This is a genomic window from Bacillus sp. 7884-1 (genome assembly GCF_002272245.1).
Classification (GTDB): domain Bacteria; phylum Bacillota; class Bacilli; order Bacillales; family Cytobacillaceae; genus Neobacillus.
On the sequence record NZ_NPDD01000069.1, the window covers coordinates 71725 to 88448 of the forward strand.

Here is a 16724-nt window from a genome sequence, read left to right on the forward strand (position 1 = left end):
CCTAGTCCGCTATTTCTACTTCTAGAAGCACTTCGCCAACAGCAGTTTGACAATCAATCGTATAAATATGCTGGTTAACAGAATCCGTTTCGATCGATACCACTTCACCATTAACGGTTGCTTTTAATGGTAGTCCTTCAGACATGAATGCAAAGACTCCGCCTTCTTTTAACGTTAGCTTCAAACAAGACTCTGTGTTCCAACTATTTATAATTCCATGATTACAAATAAACTTATCGATAAGCCCAATCGGAGTAATCGAATCTGTTACTGGAATCAGGAGGTATATAGAACTACCATTCTCGGCTAATTCGATCTTGATCCGTTCTTCTTTTTTCATCTTCCAATGTCTCTTTGATATGACATCAAAAAGGATGAACTCTTCTCCTGCTAAATTAGGCACATCAAGTGGTCCGATAGAACCTTTAACGATTTCATTTTCTTCATAAATATTAAATGCAGCGACAACACCTACACCTTTACTTGAGTTCCAAATTTTAAGCGGCACCTTCGTTTTGAATGGATTAATAAATAAACAATCCTCTGTTGGCGCTCCAGGCTGGTCACAGCGTATAATTCGGCCATCCTTGTAAATTAACGGCCAAATCATTTCTGGATTCGTGGCATCAACAGCATCACTGAAATAAATTGGTCCACCACTAATGACGCGTAAAATCATATTTTGCTGATCATCATGGTTCTTCGTCCAATACATATCCCAATCGCCCCAATAGAAGGCACCGTGGTAAAAAGAATTATAGGCATTTTGCAACGCATGTTCTTTAAAACCATTCATTTCTTGCGGGACAAAATCATCGCTATTCCGTGAAACAGCGGAGTAAGGACGATGCCAGATATTTTCCTCAGCCATTCCCATACAGTTAATAACCGTATTATTAAAATGTAAAGAACAAGACGCTTCAAGTGCTGTATGAGCTCCGCTTGCGGCATCACCGACTGACTGGTTATGAGCCATAAAGTTTGTAATGGCACTTTGACTATCTACCTTAACAAAATCGATTCCATCTTTTTTAAGTTTTGAATGCCATGCATGCCAAAAACCAAAGCCTTCCTCCGCGTTTGGTGATGGGATTAAGCTGCCGTTTTTCGCTTGGTATAAATGCTTATCTAAGGATTTGGCTAAAGAACTATCCGGTGCAATTCCTTCCCAATATCCTGCAAGCGTGTGCCAAACACCTACCCAGTTCACTCCAAATTTCTGCTTAAGTGAGGATACAGTACTTGATAATCCATTAGGAAATTTCTCCTGATCAGCATCGAAGGATTTCAGTTTTTTTTCATTAACCTCTGACCAGCCATCATCAATCATCATCCATTTAACAGGGAGATTTTTTTGCTGCAATTCTTCTGCTTTTGTCAGTATTCCTTCCTCATTTACCGCATGATAAAAGGCATCCCAGCTGCACCATCCTAAATAATCCAAAATTTCTGGATAGCTCTTTTCCTCTCTAGGCAAGACACTTTGACCACAGAAACTTGAAGCAGTCTTTACATTGTCATTCACTAATTGGAAAGGATTATTTGACGCTCCAAAAATAAAGGCAAAGGTACTAATCTGGTCATAGCCGCCATGAAATGGAGAAACAGAAATCTGCAAGCCCTTTTCGGTTCCGACTAAATCTGTCCTTGCTGCTTTATCACAAACAGGAAGCAGATGAAAGTAACTATTATCATTTTTTAAAAGTAAGGATTGTGTTCGTTCAGGGATTTCCTTGATGTTGTTCGTAAAAAATGGACGTGTCCACCAATCTTTATGTTGATAGTTCGCCATTGCTTGATACTCTTCCATAATGTTAGCAATCGTGATGTTAATGGCTTGCAGTGGTGCAAAATAAGCTTGTTTTTTAAACAATTCATCATTTTTAATAGATGCATTAACAACTGTTGTCATAAACGAATCATAACAGCGAAATGTTAATGCTACAGTTACCGTTTCCAAATCATCACTATAATGATAACGATATTCCTTATAGATGCCGAATTGGTCTTCTTCTGTACCTTCTTCAGCGTTTTTGAAATCTAAAGATAAAGTAGAGTGAGAATCAAGATTTACTGAGACTTGAATTCCAGATAAAATCCTCTGATTATGAAAAAGACAATCTAGTTCGTCTTGTTTTTTATCGAATTGAAACATAGTATGGCTCCTTTAGTCTTTTTTGGTCTGGACCTATCCTTCAAGTTCAAGTGCATATTTTGCAACAGAGAGAGAGGCTAGGTCACCAACACTTTCTTTTAACCCAGAAGGAACAACGTCACAAACCTCGAGCGAGAAAGGAAGGGCTTCTTTTCGAAGTTCTTCCATCACGATTGGTTTTAATAAAGCTTCTTGTCGCAAGTAAATACTGCCGATAACAATTTTTTCGGGATTAAGCATATCAATTAATAGAGCTAAGCCTCTCCCTAATTTCTGCCCAACCATTTGATAAATCTGATAGGCCAACTCGTCCCCAGCATTTGCAGCATCCGCAACCGTTTTGGCTGTGATTTCAACAATTTCTTCCCTTGAAGAACAAATCTCGGTCGTTTTTCCTTGATTGAACCACTCATTAACCATCATTTGAGCTAAACGGGCAATACCACCGCCGCTGCAAAAGCCTTCAAATGATCCGGCCTTCCCGTAACCGATTGGGCCGTCCTGTTCCAAACGAACATGGCCGACTTCGCCAGCCATATCATTTGTACCCGTATACAAGCGCCCATCCAATATGAAACCTGCACCCATTCCCGTTCCGAATGTTAGAAAGACCATGTTGTTCGTGCCTTTTCCTGCACCCCACTTCCACTCAGCCAGCGCACAGGCATTGGCATCGTTTTGGACAGAAACAGGGACTAGAAAACGATCCCTAAGCGGTGTTAATACATCAATCCGGTCCCAGTTTGGTAAATTGGGAGGCGCTAAGATGAGCCCTTTCTTACTATCAAGCGGGCCGCCACAGCTTATTCCAATCGCTGTTAAGACAAGATCTTCTTGCTCTAACAAAATTTTCTCTATTTCGTCCATCATTTTTGTGAGCGCTTTTTCGGGTGTATCAGGAGTAGGAAAACTTTGTTTTGCTATAATCTGAATTCCTTGCAGATCTTCAATACCTACTACTACGGCACACTTTGTTCCACCGATATCTAAACCTGCTAGAACGGGTTTCATCCAAAAAACTCCTCCTCAAGCATGATGCAAAGGGTGTGGTAAATAGGCAGATGTCTTTCCTGGATATCCGGTGTGCTATCAAAAGGAACACAAATGGTAATATCACAAAGCTCTTTTAAAGCCCCGCCACTTTTACCAGTGAATCCGATCGTTGTTAGTCCAAGCGCTTTTGCAACTTTTACAGCATGGTTAATATTGTTGGAATTACCTGAAGTACTAAAGCCAATGAAGACATCGCCAAGTTTTCCGTAACCGTATACCTGTTGAGCAAACACCATGTCTGGAGCAACATCATTGGCGAAGGCTGTCATCAGTGCCGAATGGCTGACAAGCGAGATAGCAGGGAGTGCCCCCTGCAAATTCTCACCAAGATAGTCACTGCCATTTGCAGCTTCCTTTAACTTTGCTTTGATTGTTTGAGGTAAAGGGCGTTTCGACATAAATCCTTTCATTAATTCACCGACGACATGCTCACAGTCAGCTGCACTGCCCCCATTTCCAGCAAGCAGCAGTTTTCCATTTGCCACATAGGACTTTTTAATCGCATTAAAAGCTTCCATAATACTGTTCTGACATTCTAGTAACTCTGGATATTTTTCAATTAGTTTTTCTAATCTAGCATTCATCGTGACATCCCCTATTAAAATCATTCATTAATTTTCCTTAAGGTGGTCAATCGCCTTAGCAAAGAAATCAGGACTCCCGAAACTGCCTGATTTTAAGACAAGCATCATTGATGGCTTATTTAAACTCATACATGAGGGAAGACCGGGTTCAATTTCCTTCCAGACTCGAAGACCTTCAATTCCAAGCCTGCTGCAGACAGAAGCAGAGGTTTCACCACCTGCTATTAACAGGCGATTAGCATTAGTCCGTTTTACCGTTTCATCGATTACAAACGCTAATGATTCAGATACGACCCTTGAAACGGCCGTATTCGAAAAACCTAAACTTGCGGCAATTTGTTTTGTTTCTTTCACAACATTAGGGTTATTTGAAGAGTGCACCAGCACATCTTCACCCTTTGTTAGGTAAGTGACGAGCTTCGTGATAAGCTCCTCTTTATGGGCTTCCTTTTGCCTAGAAAACAACAGACGTGATTCCAATTCCAATACAGGAAGTCCACGTTTCTTCATCTCTTCCACTTGCTTAAAGGTCTGGGGCATTAAACTGCCAGCGGCACATAGTATCCCTGTATCTAATTTTGGAATCTGAATAGATTGTTGTTCCTTTTGACCTGGATTCATTTCGAGCGCTAATTCTTCCGCAATGCCTGATGCCCCGCAGATAATCTTTTCCTCTTTGATGGATCTTGCAATAACTTGTAAAGATAACTGGTCTCTAACATCAATCAACAAATAATTGCACTCTGTACGCATGCGTTCAATTTCTTGTTTAAGTTTTTCGCTGCCTTGATCAATGATATCGACTTCCACAAGGGCTACTTTTCTCTTTGTTTGTGCTTGTAAGATTTCAACCAAATTAGAGTCGTGCATCGGATGTACAGGGTCATGACGAAACTCAGAATCTGCTAATTTTTTCCCATGGACATAATGCTGTCCATTTATCGTGGTTCTTCCGTTTTTCGGGAAACCAAGTACAACGACAGCAAATTCACTTTCAAGCGCATCCAGCATCGCATCGAATTCAGCACCAATATTCCCACGAAAAACCGAACATGTTTTATTAAAAAATTGTTCACATCCAAGTGACTTAAGACTTTTTGTGCTCGAAAAAACCTTATCATAGGCTTCTTCATAGGAATCGAGACGCGAATTCGTATCAATAATTAATACTTCCGGTAGGAACGTTCCCGTTTTTTCTTGAGAAAATGGGTACGGATAGACATCTGTCTGCCAATCTGATTTCGCATACATAATTCCAATATCATTTGCTCCTGTAATATCATCCGCAACAATTCCGATCAATTTTCCCACTTCCTTCGCGGCTTATATCCTGAATCATGAAGAAAGCTGTGTATCTCATTATCCGAAAGCTCTTGAAGAACGATACCGGAGTTGCGGGAGATGATAAGCATGCGGCATGCCATTTCTAATGTTTGCAGTGCCATTTTCGCTTCCTTTATGCTTGTATCATAAACAAGGACTCCATGGTTTTCTAATAAAAGAATGTTAGCGTTTTTCGCCTTTTCTCGAACGAGTTCTCCTAATTCCATTGAACCAGGATGTGCATACGGAACACGTTCAATCCGTTCTAAATAATACATCCCTTCAACAAACCAAGCGGCAGGTAAGTCGAGATGGGAAGAAGCGATCAGCGTACTATATAAAGGTGAGGCGTGGAGCACTGCACCAATTTCAGGCCTAGTTTCATAGATTGCTTGATGCATTGGGACTTCTTTCGAAGGCTTCGGACCGAAACTAGGACTCTCGTTAACTGCTAAAGAGCATTCAGCAAAATCTTCTTCGTCTAAATCGCCTAAATACGTCCCGCTTGCCGTAATAAGGAACGAATTGCCCTCTGTTTTTGCACTAATATTCCCTGAATTCCCCCAGGCAAGTTCATATTCCATCATGAATTTTCCAGTTTCCTGCAATTGCTTTTTTAATTCTAGCAGCTTCTTATCAATGACCATTTCTACTCATCCCATTCAATCAAATTCGTTTCCCTTACTGGCTTTTCGCTATCTTTAGGGATTCGGAATGTTTTTATTTCTGACGGTTTAAAGGATGCCATAAAGGAACGATTAAATTTCGGCAAAGTGATTTCAACTTCTGCTGCGACTTTATTCGTTTCATAAGCGCGAATAACCAAATCTTCATTGTCTTCTGCTTTCTTGATGGCGCTAATAAGCACATGATTTGCACCACTTACGTTCACATATGAATCTGTTTGTGGTAATGAACCTTTGTGGAAGGTTTCAATAATAGAAATTGGTTTACAATTTAATTCCGCTGCTCTTTTCACTGTTTCCGCATCTTCCCAGCTACCTTCATGTGGAAGTAACGAGTATTCAAAACGCTGAATTCCTTGGTCGATAAACGTATATTCCCCGTCCTCTTCTGGAACAAGTGGATCATGATGGGCATAAATTGGACTGCGCAATACCGTTAAAGAAAGCTCCTTATTGTGGATACTGTAACTATATTTCGCGTCATTCATCAGACTCAAACCATATACGCCTTCGTGGTTTGGACGGACACCCGTTACATCCACCCAGCTTTGACCTGGTTCCTCTTCGCCATTATGTTCCCGCTCGATTGTTCCATAAGGAATCTCATATGTTTGTTTCCTAAAGATTGAATTGATTGGGAAAACTAGCTTCAGCATCTTGAACTTTTCGCGCCAATCAACAGTAACATTCACATCAATTTGGTCTTTCTCTTGATACATCGTAAAGTCTTGAATTAAGATGGAGCGGCCGTATTCGCTTTTCACCCGAATCACAGATTTAACTGGACCATGCTCGGCTAGGTAAATCTTCGTCGCTTTAAATTCGCCTGATATATCATTGAAATGGAGGGTATCATGGCTCCACGTATCTGTTTTGTCATTCAGGACAATCGGTTTTGCAGCAGGTCCTGAAAAAACTTCATGCTCTACTTGTTTATCATATAAACTCTTAATCCAACCGGTTTCCGGATCAAACTCGATTCTAAAACGGTTGTTTTCCATAGAGTGTTGGCTTGCGTTAATTGGTTCACCCACTGGTGTAACGCTGCTTAGTTCAGTATAAAGCTTGTACACACGATATCCCATGGCCGGTAAATCAGCTAAAAAGTTTAAGCGCCTACGCCCCCCTGCTGTTGCTTGTGACTGTACTGTTTGAAATGGAACAGCATTGCCTTGATCATCCACTAAAACAGAGGTTGATTTAAAGCCGCCAATTTCAATTTCTACATTCACTTTGCTCTCCCATGCATGTGGGTTAAAGACAACAATTGGTTTCATTCTTTCATCCTGTTCGATATCGATTTTCCATGAAATCGATTGAACTGCATTATTTAAGGCCCGGTCAGCTATCGCGATCGCTTCACCATATAAATTCCTTGCATCTTCATAGGCAGGCTCAATACTCGTACCCGCTAAAATATCATGAAATTGATTAAATAGGATATTTTTCCAAGCCCGTTTGAATTCAACTGGATACGGTTGTCCTGTTAACCAAGAAGCAAGGGCCGCATATTTTTCAGCTGTCATCACGATATTTTCTGCTTTACGATTGTATTGTTTCACACCAGAATGGGCAGCATAGCAGCCACTAGCATGGTGCTGCAGATCATCATGAACTACAGGTAAATCATTTGTATTTTTCATTTTTTCAAAATATTCTTCAGGTGTTGAGATCGTAAGATTCGGAAGACTAGCATCCTCGTTTAAACGATAGATGCTTTCAATGTTTTCCTTCGTTGGTCCGCCGCCATGGTTTCCAACTCCATAGAAAATCATCAGGTCATTGACATTGCCTTTAAACTCACCCTTACTTCGGTGAACAATTCGATCAAGCTCTTTGCCCCATGAATTATATTCCTGCATAATTCGGAATGCCATTACACGTGTGCCATCATCTGATTCCCACCAAAAGAGTCTACTAGGAAGACCTTTTTCATTTGGTGCAGGCCGCATAAATACGTAAGAGTCCATTCCGCTTTTCTTTAGAATTTGTGGAAGCATGCCGTGATGACCAAAACTATCAACATTGTAGCCAACACGAGCTGTTACACCAAATTTCTCTTGAAAATAACGCTGGCCGTATAGCCCCTGTCGTACAAACGATTCACCATTCGGGATATTGCAATCAGGCTGAATCCACCAGCCGCCAACAATTCGCCAGCGCCCTTCTTTAACCCGCTCTTTGATTTCAGCAAACATTTCCGGATCATTTTCTTCTACCCATTCAAACATCGCGGCTGAACTACATGTGAAAATGAAATCCTCATATTCTTTCATTCGGTCCAAGGCTGAACGAAAAGTGGCTTTTGTTTCTTGGAATCCCTCTTGCCATTGCCAAAGCCAAACTGGATCTAAGTGAGCATTACCAATCATATGAAATGTTTTATCTTTCATTTCCTAAAACCCCTATCTGTTCATTCGTTATGTTATTGGTTGAAATGACTTGCTTTGTTGTCACTTAATAAAAATTGAGTGATTTTTTCTGTTACAGTTTCTTCGACTGCAGCTTGAGCAACTTGCAACTGCTCTGATGTTAATTGGTTACATTCCACATTCGTCATTCTTTCTTCTCGTCCGATTGCTTTTAACAAAGAAAGCTCTAGGTCAGTGGCAATGTTTACTTTACTTACACCACCGTTTGGAAGCTGAAACGCTTTTTGAACCATTTCACTTGGGACACCAGATCCACCATGAAGAACTAAATGGACAGGAGTTAACTCACGAATCGCACTTAAACGGGCATAATCCACCTTTGGTTCCCGGACCATATACACACCATGTGCCGTTCCACATGAAACCGCTAACGCATCAACACCTGTTTGCTTAACAAATTCTGCCGCTTCGATTGGATCTGTATATAATTCTTCATCTTTATCGGTTTCAATAAAATCAGTTGTACCAATCATGCCAAGTTCTGCTTCTACCGAAACTCCTTTTGCATGGGCATATTCGACAACCTCTTTCGTAATCTTTACATTTTCTTCAAAGGGTTTTTCTGAGGCATCGATCATTACAGATGTGAAACCTGCTTCGATTGCATCCTTAATGACTTGCAATTCTTTCGTGTGATCTAAATGTAAAACAACAGGTACTGTAATCGCTAAAGTTTCTAATTGTTGATAAAACTCATCGGCAAATTCAAATGGTGTAATCCCATAACGTTCTAATTCTTTTTGTGAGATTTGAACTATTAGTGGTGAAGCTGTTTTTTGTCCTGCTTGTAAAACTGGTTTAATCATTGCTGTATAACGTGGTGAAAACGAACCTGTAGCATAATTAAATTTTTCTGCCATTTTTAGCGCTTCAGTTAATGGGAGTACATTTGTTGGTTTTACTTGATTCATCATGATCATTCCTTTTATTTTATAGTTTGTAGGGTGTTTTTAACTGCTTCCATACCTAACTCAGGACTCGTTACAAATTGGCGCTGCGCATCTACCGGAAAAGTCGAAACAACCCTTGCCATTGATGCCTGAGCTAGTACGACAATATCTACTTTTTGGGCTAATTCACGTAGCGCTGCTGCCAGGTCGTGATCATGTCCTGCTTTATCATTCGCCATTAATTTCTGATAGGCGGATGCAACTAGAATAGGTTCAAACTCAACTGCTTTCTGCATCTGTGCTGCTTTTTGTTTTAACAATTCTAAGGTCGGTTTTAGCGTCGTTTCCAATGTGGCGGCAACCCCGATTTTTGTTGCAGCGTTTACTGCATATTCTGCCATCGCATTGTCAATGCGGACAATCGGAATCGTTATTTTTGGTTGTGTTAAGGAAACAAGTTCACCAATCGAAGAACAAGCATTCAAAATACAATCAGCACCTTGCCCTTGTGCAACCTTCGCATAACTTTCCCAGCGTTCGGCAATTTCTTGGACATTTCCTCCATTTTTACTTAATTGCGGCAAAATGGAATCATCAACTATATTGATAATTTCACAATCTCCCAGCATTTTATTTGCTAGTTCTTTTAACGACTCCACCGTAACGGGAGTCGTATGGATAATCGCCAGTTTCTTTTTCAATTCGTTTCCCTCCTGTCAAAATTAGGTCTGCTATTTCTGCAGGTTCTAACGTTATAAACACAACTAACCATCAGGGAATCCCACGATGGCTAATTGATTTTTCAACTTAATTTAACTGCAAATCGCTGTTAAACGCTAATGCCTCCTGAGCAGCATATAGCACTAACCCAACACACCAGGAATGAGATAGCGTTAACATCATTCCCTTTGGCTGGAAGCAATTCGTATTATAGAAACGCTCTGTGACCATGCCTTTATAAGCATTAAAATCACCATCGTTTCTTGCAATAAACTGCAAGAAACAAGCAATATGGTCGCGGGTTCGGTCCAAATAATAAGCATCATCGGTATACTTCCATAGCCGTAGCATTTCTGGTACACAAAACAGTCCATAATTGTGTAAATGTTGATTCGATGGTGATGCTTGATCTGCACCGCGAGAACGGAAATCATATTGTTTCAGGAAGGAATGCTCTGGAAATGCTAGATTATACGTCCACCGGAACGTCATTAACCAGTCTGCAGCCGATTTGGCAAGCTTTAACCATTTTTCATTTTTATCATTTTCATAGAGTAATACATAGGCTACAACAGCATTATAAGCATCTTCGGATGTTGGTGTCAGATGTACATCCTCCGGTGCGCCATAGATGTATTCATCCAAAACAAATCTTTCATAATAATGTCCGGCCTTTTCTGCTGCGGAACGATATGTCTCTTCTTGAAAGAAAGTGCTTCCTTCTAGCAAGGAGGCAATCCATAAAATACCGCCTGCTCCATCCCATTCCTCAGTGTCTCCAGTTTCACAATGATAGTAGGAACCAAAATTCCCATCATCCCGTTGATGATTGACAGCAAAGTTAAGATTGGATTGAACCGCTTTTTCCCACTCGGGATGGCTAAAACCTGCCTGCTTTTCAAAGCTCAGGGCACGAACTAAGAATAAGGTTGCTTCTGAAATGGTTCTTGCTTGCAGCCAAGTATTTTTAGGATTCCAGCCCGTTCCCCAGCCTTTTCCCAGCACCCATGATGCCCAAAACGTCCCACTTGGAGCTAACGCCGAAGCAATATTATTCATGACATCGATAGCGGCATCGACATACTGATGAATCCCTTTATTTCTTCCGTATGTAAGTAATGCATATGCATACGGTACGCCACTTACCCAGCCAACATGCATATGGGGCCGGTCTCCCATACCTTTTACATTGTTATTAAACTCGCGATCGAAGGCAGCGGTTTCTGCTAGAATCCTATGTTCAGGCATGTAATGCCAACGATAAAGACCGTGTGCGGTCAATTCGGCTGCTTCCTCAAGCCCCATCCATGGATTTAATGCATACTCTTGCTGATGTTGCTTATAGATTTCACGGACGAAAGGATCATAGGAATGTAAATCAGCTGAACCTGTATAGATTTTCACTCGCAAAGTGACCGTTTCACCTGGTTTAAAGGTATATAGAGAAATATCCTTTGGCTCAGGAATTGGTTGCCCAACAAATGTGACCGGTTCCTCTTTGTAAGGAAAATTCACCCAAATGGAAGTTTCAGATTCATTTCCTTTAAAACCTAAGCCTGTCAACCCAAGTGCAGACATTTCCTCCACACAAAAAGCCCCACACATCTCATCATTCCAAGCAAAAACTGCTGGGAGTGCCGCACGGTCCGATCGAAAGGACCAGTGATCAGATACCATTTCTTCATGATTGCCATCACGGTAATCATATCTTGGGTATTGCCGCGCATTATGCTCAAAGCGATTTTCTTTGTAAAAGGCACCTGGGATCATCCAAGTCGGCTTTCCGTTTCCTACTAATTCAGCTTTAAACTGTAATCCAAAATCCCCTGAAACTTCCTGGTTGTAGCTAACGTTCAAGTCAACTTCAATAAAATGACTGCCATCTTGGACCGGTTTCCACTCAGATTGAACCGAGAATAGCTCTCCTTTGCCCGACACGTGGAAGCTGTCATCAACCTGATCGGCTTCTGTTATTTGGATTTCCTCTACCGTCTGTTCACCGTTATAGATTTCAAGCAGTGATGACAGTTTTAGAAAAGCATTATTGCTCTTTCGTTCTAACGAATACACTTCAATTTCATTATGATGAAGGTTAATAAAAGTACTCAAGGAAATCACACCTTTAATTTGTAAAATTCAATCAGGTTGTCTCTAAAAATTCGCTGTGCAAACTCAACCGCTTCACTTTCCGTTAACATATGGTCTTGTACTTTTTCGACTAAAACGTCTCCTACAATCTTACGGGCAAGCTTCTGATGAGCATAGGTTCCTTCAATAAAATTGTAATCTCCTCCAAAACCAAAAATCTTTGTTTGAGGAACCATTTCAATCATTTGGTGCAATATTTGTTTCGCAATTGTAGGCGAAAGGATATACACCCATGTAAAATCTGCATATACATTCGGATAGTTTTTCACAATGTTCAAATATTCTTGGTGGTATGGAATACCGCAATGTAACAAAACAAATTTTGCATCAGGATAAGCAAGTAATAGCGGAATTAAATCAGAAACCTTTGAGTTTGTAATAATATTGCCATTCCCTGAAACACTGGTTTCATGATGTCCTGTATGAATCTGAATCGGTAAATCATTTTTTATTGATCCTTGGATAATATGATGAATCAAGTAATCTTGTAAAACAATCGCTTCCTGTTGCGACATTGGCTCGTCTAAAAACGAAGAAAGTAAGCGATTAAAACATTTTTCCGCTTCATAAAATGTTGGTTTCGACGATTTAAGCGTTCTCCAGTAGGCATGTCCGAGCTTAGTCGCAACCATCCCTTCAGAGACAAATTTATTTAATAAGGCGTCTACAGCATAAAGATAATCCTGGAATGTATAAACATTCACTCCTGAGTGTCTTTCAATTACCTGTATATCCTTAATTGTTCTCAATTTATAAGCGTAATCTAAAAACATAACTGGACGAAAAAGAGAAAAATCAACCTTCGTCGTATAAGCTAGTGTAATAGCCAAATCAATTCCCGACTTTTCCTTTAACACTTTCGGATACCATTGATCATCATTTGAAGCTGCTATTACCTTTTCATTTAAGGCTAAGATACTATTAACAGACCATTCTTCCATTCCATACAAGTCCTGTACAGCTGTATTTAAAGAACGTGCATAAGTTGTATTTTTTGTTTTTTGATAAAAGTTTAAAAATTGCTCGGCTTTCTCTTCATCACTTAATGGTGAATTCTTGCTTAAGATCCCGCGTTTCATTCCAGCCGTTATTAAGTCTGACTCTAAATAATGAAGAAGACCAAAAAAATCCACTTTATTTTTTTTTCGAATTTCCACAGGATCAATGTGTTCATGGCCATCGATAATGCGAATTTTGTTAATTTCTTCATGGATACTACTCATTGTACTGCTCCTCTCAAAGATGAAAGGATGACTTAAAAAATTCACCCCTTTCTTCCCACTCAGAGTCGGTTTTAAATCCACGATTTTGAGCGGGAGGGCTTCCCTTTCATTTTTAAGCCATCCTTAATTCTTACTAATTACTAATTAATCAACCTTAAGTTCAGGGAAAGAGTTCTGTACTTCTTTTTTGAAGTTTTTAATCACTTCATCAATATCAGCATTATCTTTGATTCCCTGTCCTGCTACTTTTCTCCACTTACTTAACACTTCTTCACCATACTTGTCTGATTTAGTTCCAGGAATTTCCTTCACCATTTCGTAATATGGCTTTAAAATATTTTGCTCACCAAACATCGGAGTTTTGAATGTTTCTAAGTTCTTTTCATAAACAGTTAATAATCCTGGCATGTTTCCTGTTGCTTCTAGGTTGTGCTGCTGCCATTCTTCACCTGCAATGAATTCAATAAACTTATAAGCCAACTCTTTATTTTCTGACTTTTCATAGATAGAACGGTATGTTCCACCCATGTAGAAACCTTTTGGAGTTTTCGCTACACCGAATTTATCTTTTGCTGCATCGTTTTTGTTATCAACCATGAAACCTGCCCATGCTGGCATTGCATTTAATACAACACTTCCATCATTGATGGCATTTCCCCAGCCTGCTGAGAAGAATTCAAGCTTTGCATCAACGTCATTATTAAAGATTTCTTTTTGAATTTCATAATTCTCTTTCCAGCTATCATCGATCGTTAATTTTCCATCCTTCACCCAAGGCTTGGCGTAATTGCCTTCAACGTTGTAAACATCACCATAATGAGAAATTAAATGAACTTGTCCATTGCTGTCTTTATTCACTTTCTTACCTAACTCAATAATTTTGTCCCATGAATCTACCATGACACTGATTTCATCTGGGTTGTCAGTTCCTAAATATTTTTTAGCATTTTCTTTGATATACCAGAATCCCCCCGGTGAAGAATGGTCAGAAATCGCTCGTACATCACCCTTACTATCTCTTCCTAATGCTTGTACATATGGAACGTAATCCTTAACAAGATCTTCAGCACCCATATCCGTTAGGTTCGCTGCATACTTAGAATTAATAAACTTGTCAATATAGGCTTTTTCTAAGTCAAAAATATCGGGTACACCTTTTCCTGACTGAAGCACATTCAGTAGCTTTGTTTGATATTGATCGCCAGGGAAGATTTTCACTTCAACTTCTGCATCTGGATATTTTTTCTCAAATTCTTTGGCCATATCTTCAACTTGCCCAAAGAATGTCCAGATCGTTAATTTACCTTCGACTTTATTGCTATCACCTTTTTTATCATCAGAAGCATTTGTATTTTCACTGTTGGAACATCCTGCAAATAATGCTAGAACAAGAACAGAAGCTAATAGGATTGAAAGCCACTTTTTCATATAGATGTACAGCCCCTTTTTTGGTATAATTAACGTCTATTGTTTTTCTTATCGTTCTCTTTTAGTGCCTAAGACCGTCAATTCTTTCACACTTAATCGAGTTTGATAAGTTCTGTATTCTTCAGTGATTGATGTTATCATCCTTTCACTGAAGTTTTTTTTATTTATTTTCCACATCACCCCCATTAAGTTTGAGAAGGATTATCCTTTTAATGCTCCTGCTGTAACTCCGCTGATAATTTTCTTAGAAACAATTGAGAAGAAGATTAAAATTGGAATAACTGATATAACAATTCCCACATACATGGCTCCAAAGTCTGTTGAGAACTGTGATTTTACCATTGCAATCATGACCGGCAGTGGCTGCAATTCATTATCGAACAGAACAATCATTGGTGTTAAGAAGTCATTCCACTTTCCAATAAACGAAAAGATCCCCAATGTTGCGAGCGATGGCATTAGCAATGGCAATACTAAACGATGGAAAATTTTTAACTCACCGCAGCCATCGATTCTTCCTGATTCTAGAATTTCTGTTGGGATACTAGAATCACACATTTGCTTCATAAAGAAGATACCAAATGCATTCGAAATGGATGGAAGAATGAGCGGCCAGTATGTGTTTAACATTTGGAAGCTATCCATCAACTTGAAAAATCCAATAATACCTAACTGACCTGGAATCATCATCGTCCCTAACACAGCAAGGAAAAGAATATTTTTATATTTGAAGTTATATTTTGAAAACCCATAACCTGCTAATGCCGAGAAATATAGACTTAATACAGTTGAAGTAACCGTAATAAACACGGTATTTGCAAAACCTCTCCAAATTGGCACGGTATCAATTAAGCGTTTATAGTTCTCGATAAACTCACCGCCAGGAACGAGCAGCAGCTTCCTTGCAATATCGGAATTTGCGTGAGATGAAGTGACCATCATACTGTAAAAAGGCAGTAAACAGGTGAAAGCAACTGCAATCAGCAAGAAGTATACTGCAAATTTACCTAAGAATATTTTTGCCTTAAACTCTTTTTTTGTTTTCCTTTTATTAAAGGAAATACTTTTTTCTACAACACTATTATTAGCTTTCATAAGGATCCCCTTTCATTCCAAGCTGAAAGTCTCCTACTTTTCTAAAGTAAAAAGATTTTTTACTGTTCAACTTTGTTCATTTTTGAAAACTTCATTGTAATTAATGAGAAGAACAAGATGATGACAAAGATTGCATATGCAATCGCTGCTCCATAACTATAATCAAAGCGCTGGAAAGCGGTTTGGAATAAGTACATCACCATCGTCAGTGTCGAGTTATCCGGACCATTACCGAGCATCAACGGCGCATCAAACAATTGAAGACCACCGATAACGGATGTAATAAACGTAAATAATAGTACCGGTCTTAATAAAGGCAATGTTATTTTTGTCGCAATATCCCATTTTGATGCTCCATCTACTCTAGCAGCTTCATACAATTCTTCTTGAATCGATTGAAGACCAGCGATAAATACTAGCATATTGAATCCAAAGTATTGCCACATAATCACTCCTGCAACAATAAACCTTGAAAGCCAAGGGCTATTAAACCAGTTTACTGGGTCATCAATAAGCCCAATCCCCATCAAAAATTTATTAACACTTCCTGTTTGCCAATCAAACATTAAACTGAACAAAACCCCTAGTGTGACAGGTGTTACGATATTGGGGAAATAGAACACAGCGCGAAAGAAATGCTTTCCTTTAACAAATTTTTCGTTCAGGATCATGGCTAACGCCAAAGCAAGGATCAATTGCGGAACAATTGATAAAATCCAGATGATTAATGTGTTTCCGATTGCCTTAAAAAAGAATGTATCTTGGAGTAATCTTGTATAATTATCCAAACCTACAAACACCGGGTCTGAGAAACCATCCCACTTCGTAAAGCTTAAATAAAGAGAGAAGAGAATGGGTACCAAACCAAAAATAATAAATGTAATGAAGTATGGAAGCACAAAATAGAATCCAAATTTTGATTTATTAATAGAAGAACCTCTCATATTTTCACAGCCTTTTAAACTTTTTTGTCCACCATGTCCTTAT

General features: G+C 39.4%; 13 protein-coding genes. All 13 read right to left on the reverse strand.

Translation table 11 applies throughout. The features are described 5' to 3' along the window. Position 1: 1 nt before the first annotated feature. On the reverse strand, positions 2-2155 hold the full coding sequence (locus CHI06_RS09490) for a Sip1-related alpha-galactosidase (protein ID WP_095248302.1): 2154 nt from the start codon (positions 2153-2155) through the stop codon (positions 2-4). Positions 2156-2188: 33 nt separating this feature from the next. Beyond that, entirely contained in the window at positions 2189-3166 is a 978-nt protein-coding gene (locus CHI06_RS09495; protein WP_095248303.1) for an ROK family protein, read from the reverse strand. Beyond that, positions 3163-3792, reverse strand: coding sequence for a D-sedoheptulose-7-phosphate isomerase (locus CHI06_RS09500; RefSeq protein ID WP_095248304.1), 630 nt, complete (start codon positions 3790-3792; stop codon positions 3163-3165). Before CHI06_RS09500 ends, CHI06_RS09495 begins: the two co-directional genes overlap by 4 nt. A gap of 27 nt (positions 3793-3819) precedes the next feature. Continuing rightward, complete coding sequence (locus CHI06_RS09505; RefSeq protein ID WP_179292579.1) at positions 3820-5094, reverse strand: four-carbon acid sugar kinase family protein; 1275 nt, start codon at positions 5092-5094, stop codon at positions 3820-3822. Beyond that, positions 5091-5762, reverse strand: coding sequence for a class II aldolase/adducin family protein (locus CHI06_RS09510; RefSeq protein WP_095248306.1), 672 nt, complete (start codon positions 5760-5762; stop codon positions 5091-5093). The genes CHI06_RS09505 and CHI06_RS09510 overlap by 4 nt, the downstream gene beginning before the upstream one ends. A gap of 2 nt (positions 5763-5764) precedes the next feature. Beyond that, positions 5765-8194 carry an alpha-mannosidase gene (locus CHI06_RS09515; protein ID WP_095248307.1) on the reverse strand — a complete coding sequence of 810 codons (2430 nt, stop codon included), beginning with the start codon at positions 8192-8194 and terminating at the stop codon, positions 5765-5767. 32 nt (positions 8195-8226) lie between these two features. Further along, positions 8227-9147 carry a class II fructose-bisphosphate aldolase gene (locus tag CHI06_RS09520; protein WP_095248308.1) on the reverse strand — a complete coding sequence of 307 codons (921 nt, stop codon included), beginning with the start codon at positions 9145-9147 and terminating at the stop codon, positions 8227-8229. A gap of 11 nt (positions 9148-9158) precedes the next feature. Beyond that, entirely contained in the window at positions 9159-9824 is a 666-nt protein-coding gene (locus CHI06_RS09525) for an aspartate/glutamate racemase family protein (RefSeq protein WP_095248309.1), read from the reverse strand. Between the two features lie 106 nt (positions 9825-9930). After that, positions 9931-11952, reverse strand: a complete 2022-nt coding sequence (locus tag CHI06_RS09530) for a hypothetical protein (RefSeq protein ID WP_095248310.1) — start codon at positions 11950-11952, stop codon at positions 9931-9933. A gap of 5 nt (positions 11953-11957) precedes the next feature. Further along, positions 11958-13214 carry an amidohydrolase family protein gene (locus CHI06_RS09535; RefSeq protein WP_095248311.1) on the reverse strand — a complete coding sequence of 419 codons (1257 nt, stop codon included), beginning with the start codon at positions 13212-13214 and terminating at the stop codon, positions 11958-11960. Positions 13215-13358: 144 nt separating this feature from the next. Then, the gene (locus CHI06_RS09540) at positions 13359-14642 is read right to left on the reverse strand and encodes an ABC transporter substrate-binding protein (protein WP_095248312.1); all 1284 of its coding nucleotides are present in this window, start codon (positions 14640-14642) and stop codon (positions 13359-13361) included. A gap of 201 nt (positions 14643-14843) precedes the next feature. Beyond that, positions 14844-15737, reverse strand: coding sequence for a carbohydrate ABC transporter permease (locus CHI06_RS09545; RefSeq protein ID WP_095248313.1), 894 nt, complete (start codon positions 15735-15737; stop codon positions 14844-14846). A gap of 59 nt (positions 15738-15796) precedes the next feature. Then, a complete protein-coding gene (locus CHI06_RS09550; protein WP_095248314.1) occupies positions 15797-16681 on the reverse strand; it encodes a carbohydrate ABC transporter permease in 885 nt (294 codons plus the stop codon). Between the last annotated feature and the right edge of the window lie 43 nt (positions 16682-16724).

What these genes read in the sequence shown, in the direction of transcription:
- CHI06_RS09500 (WP_095248304.1), bottom strand. Translation starts at nt 3,792, where the DNA reads ATGAATGCTAGATTAGAAAAACTAATTGAAAAATATCCAGAGTTACTA.
- CHI06_RS09550 (WP_095248314.1), bottom strand. Translation starts at nt 16,681, where the DNA reads ATGAGAGGTTCTTCTATTAATAAATCAAAATTTGGATTCTATTTTGTG.
- CHI06_RS09535 (WP_095248311.1), bottom strand. Translation starts at nt 13,214, where the DNA reads ATGAGTAGTATCCATGAAGAAATTAACAAAATTCGCATTATCGATGGC.
- CHI06_RS09520 (WP_095248308.1), bottom strand. Translation starts at nt 9,147, where the DNA reads ATGATGAATCAAGTAAAACCAACAAATGTACTCCCATTAACTGAAGCG.
- CHI06_RS09515 (WP_095248307.1), bottom strand. Translation starts at nt 8,194, where the DNA reads ATGAAAGATAAAACATTTCATATGATTGGTAATGCTCACTTAGATCCA.
- CHI06_RS09510 (WP_095248306.1), bottom strand. Translation starts at nt 5,762, where the DNA reads ATGGTCATTGATAAGAAGCTGCTAGAATTAAAAAAGCAATTGCAGGAA.
- CHI06_RS09545 (WP_095248313.1), bottom strand. Translation starts at nt 15,737, where the DNA reads ATGAAAGCTAATAATAGTGTTGTAGAAAAAAGTATTTCCTTTAATAAA.
- CHI06_RS09495 (WP_095248303.1), bottom strand. Translation starts at nt 3,166, where the DNA reads ATGAAACCCGTTCTAGCAGGTTTAGATATCGGTGGAACAAAGTGTGCC.
- CHI06_RS09490 (WP_095248302.1), bottom strand. Translation starts at nt 2,155, where the DNA reads ATGTTTCAATTCGATAAAAAACAAGACGAACTAGATTGTCTTTTTCAT.
- CHI06_RS09540 (WP_095248312.1), bottom strand. Translation starts at nt 14,642, where the DNA reads ATGAAAAAGTGGCTTTCAATCCTATTAGCTTCTGTTCTTGTTCTAGCA.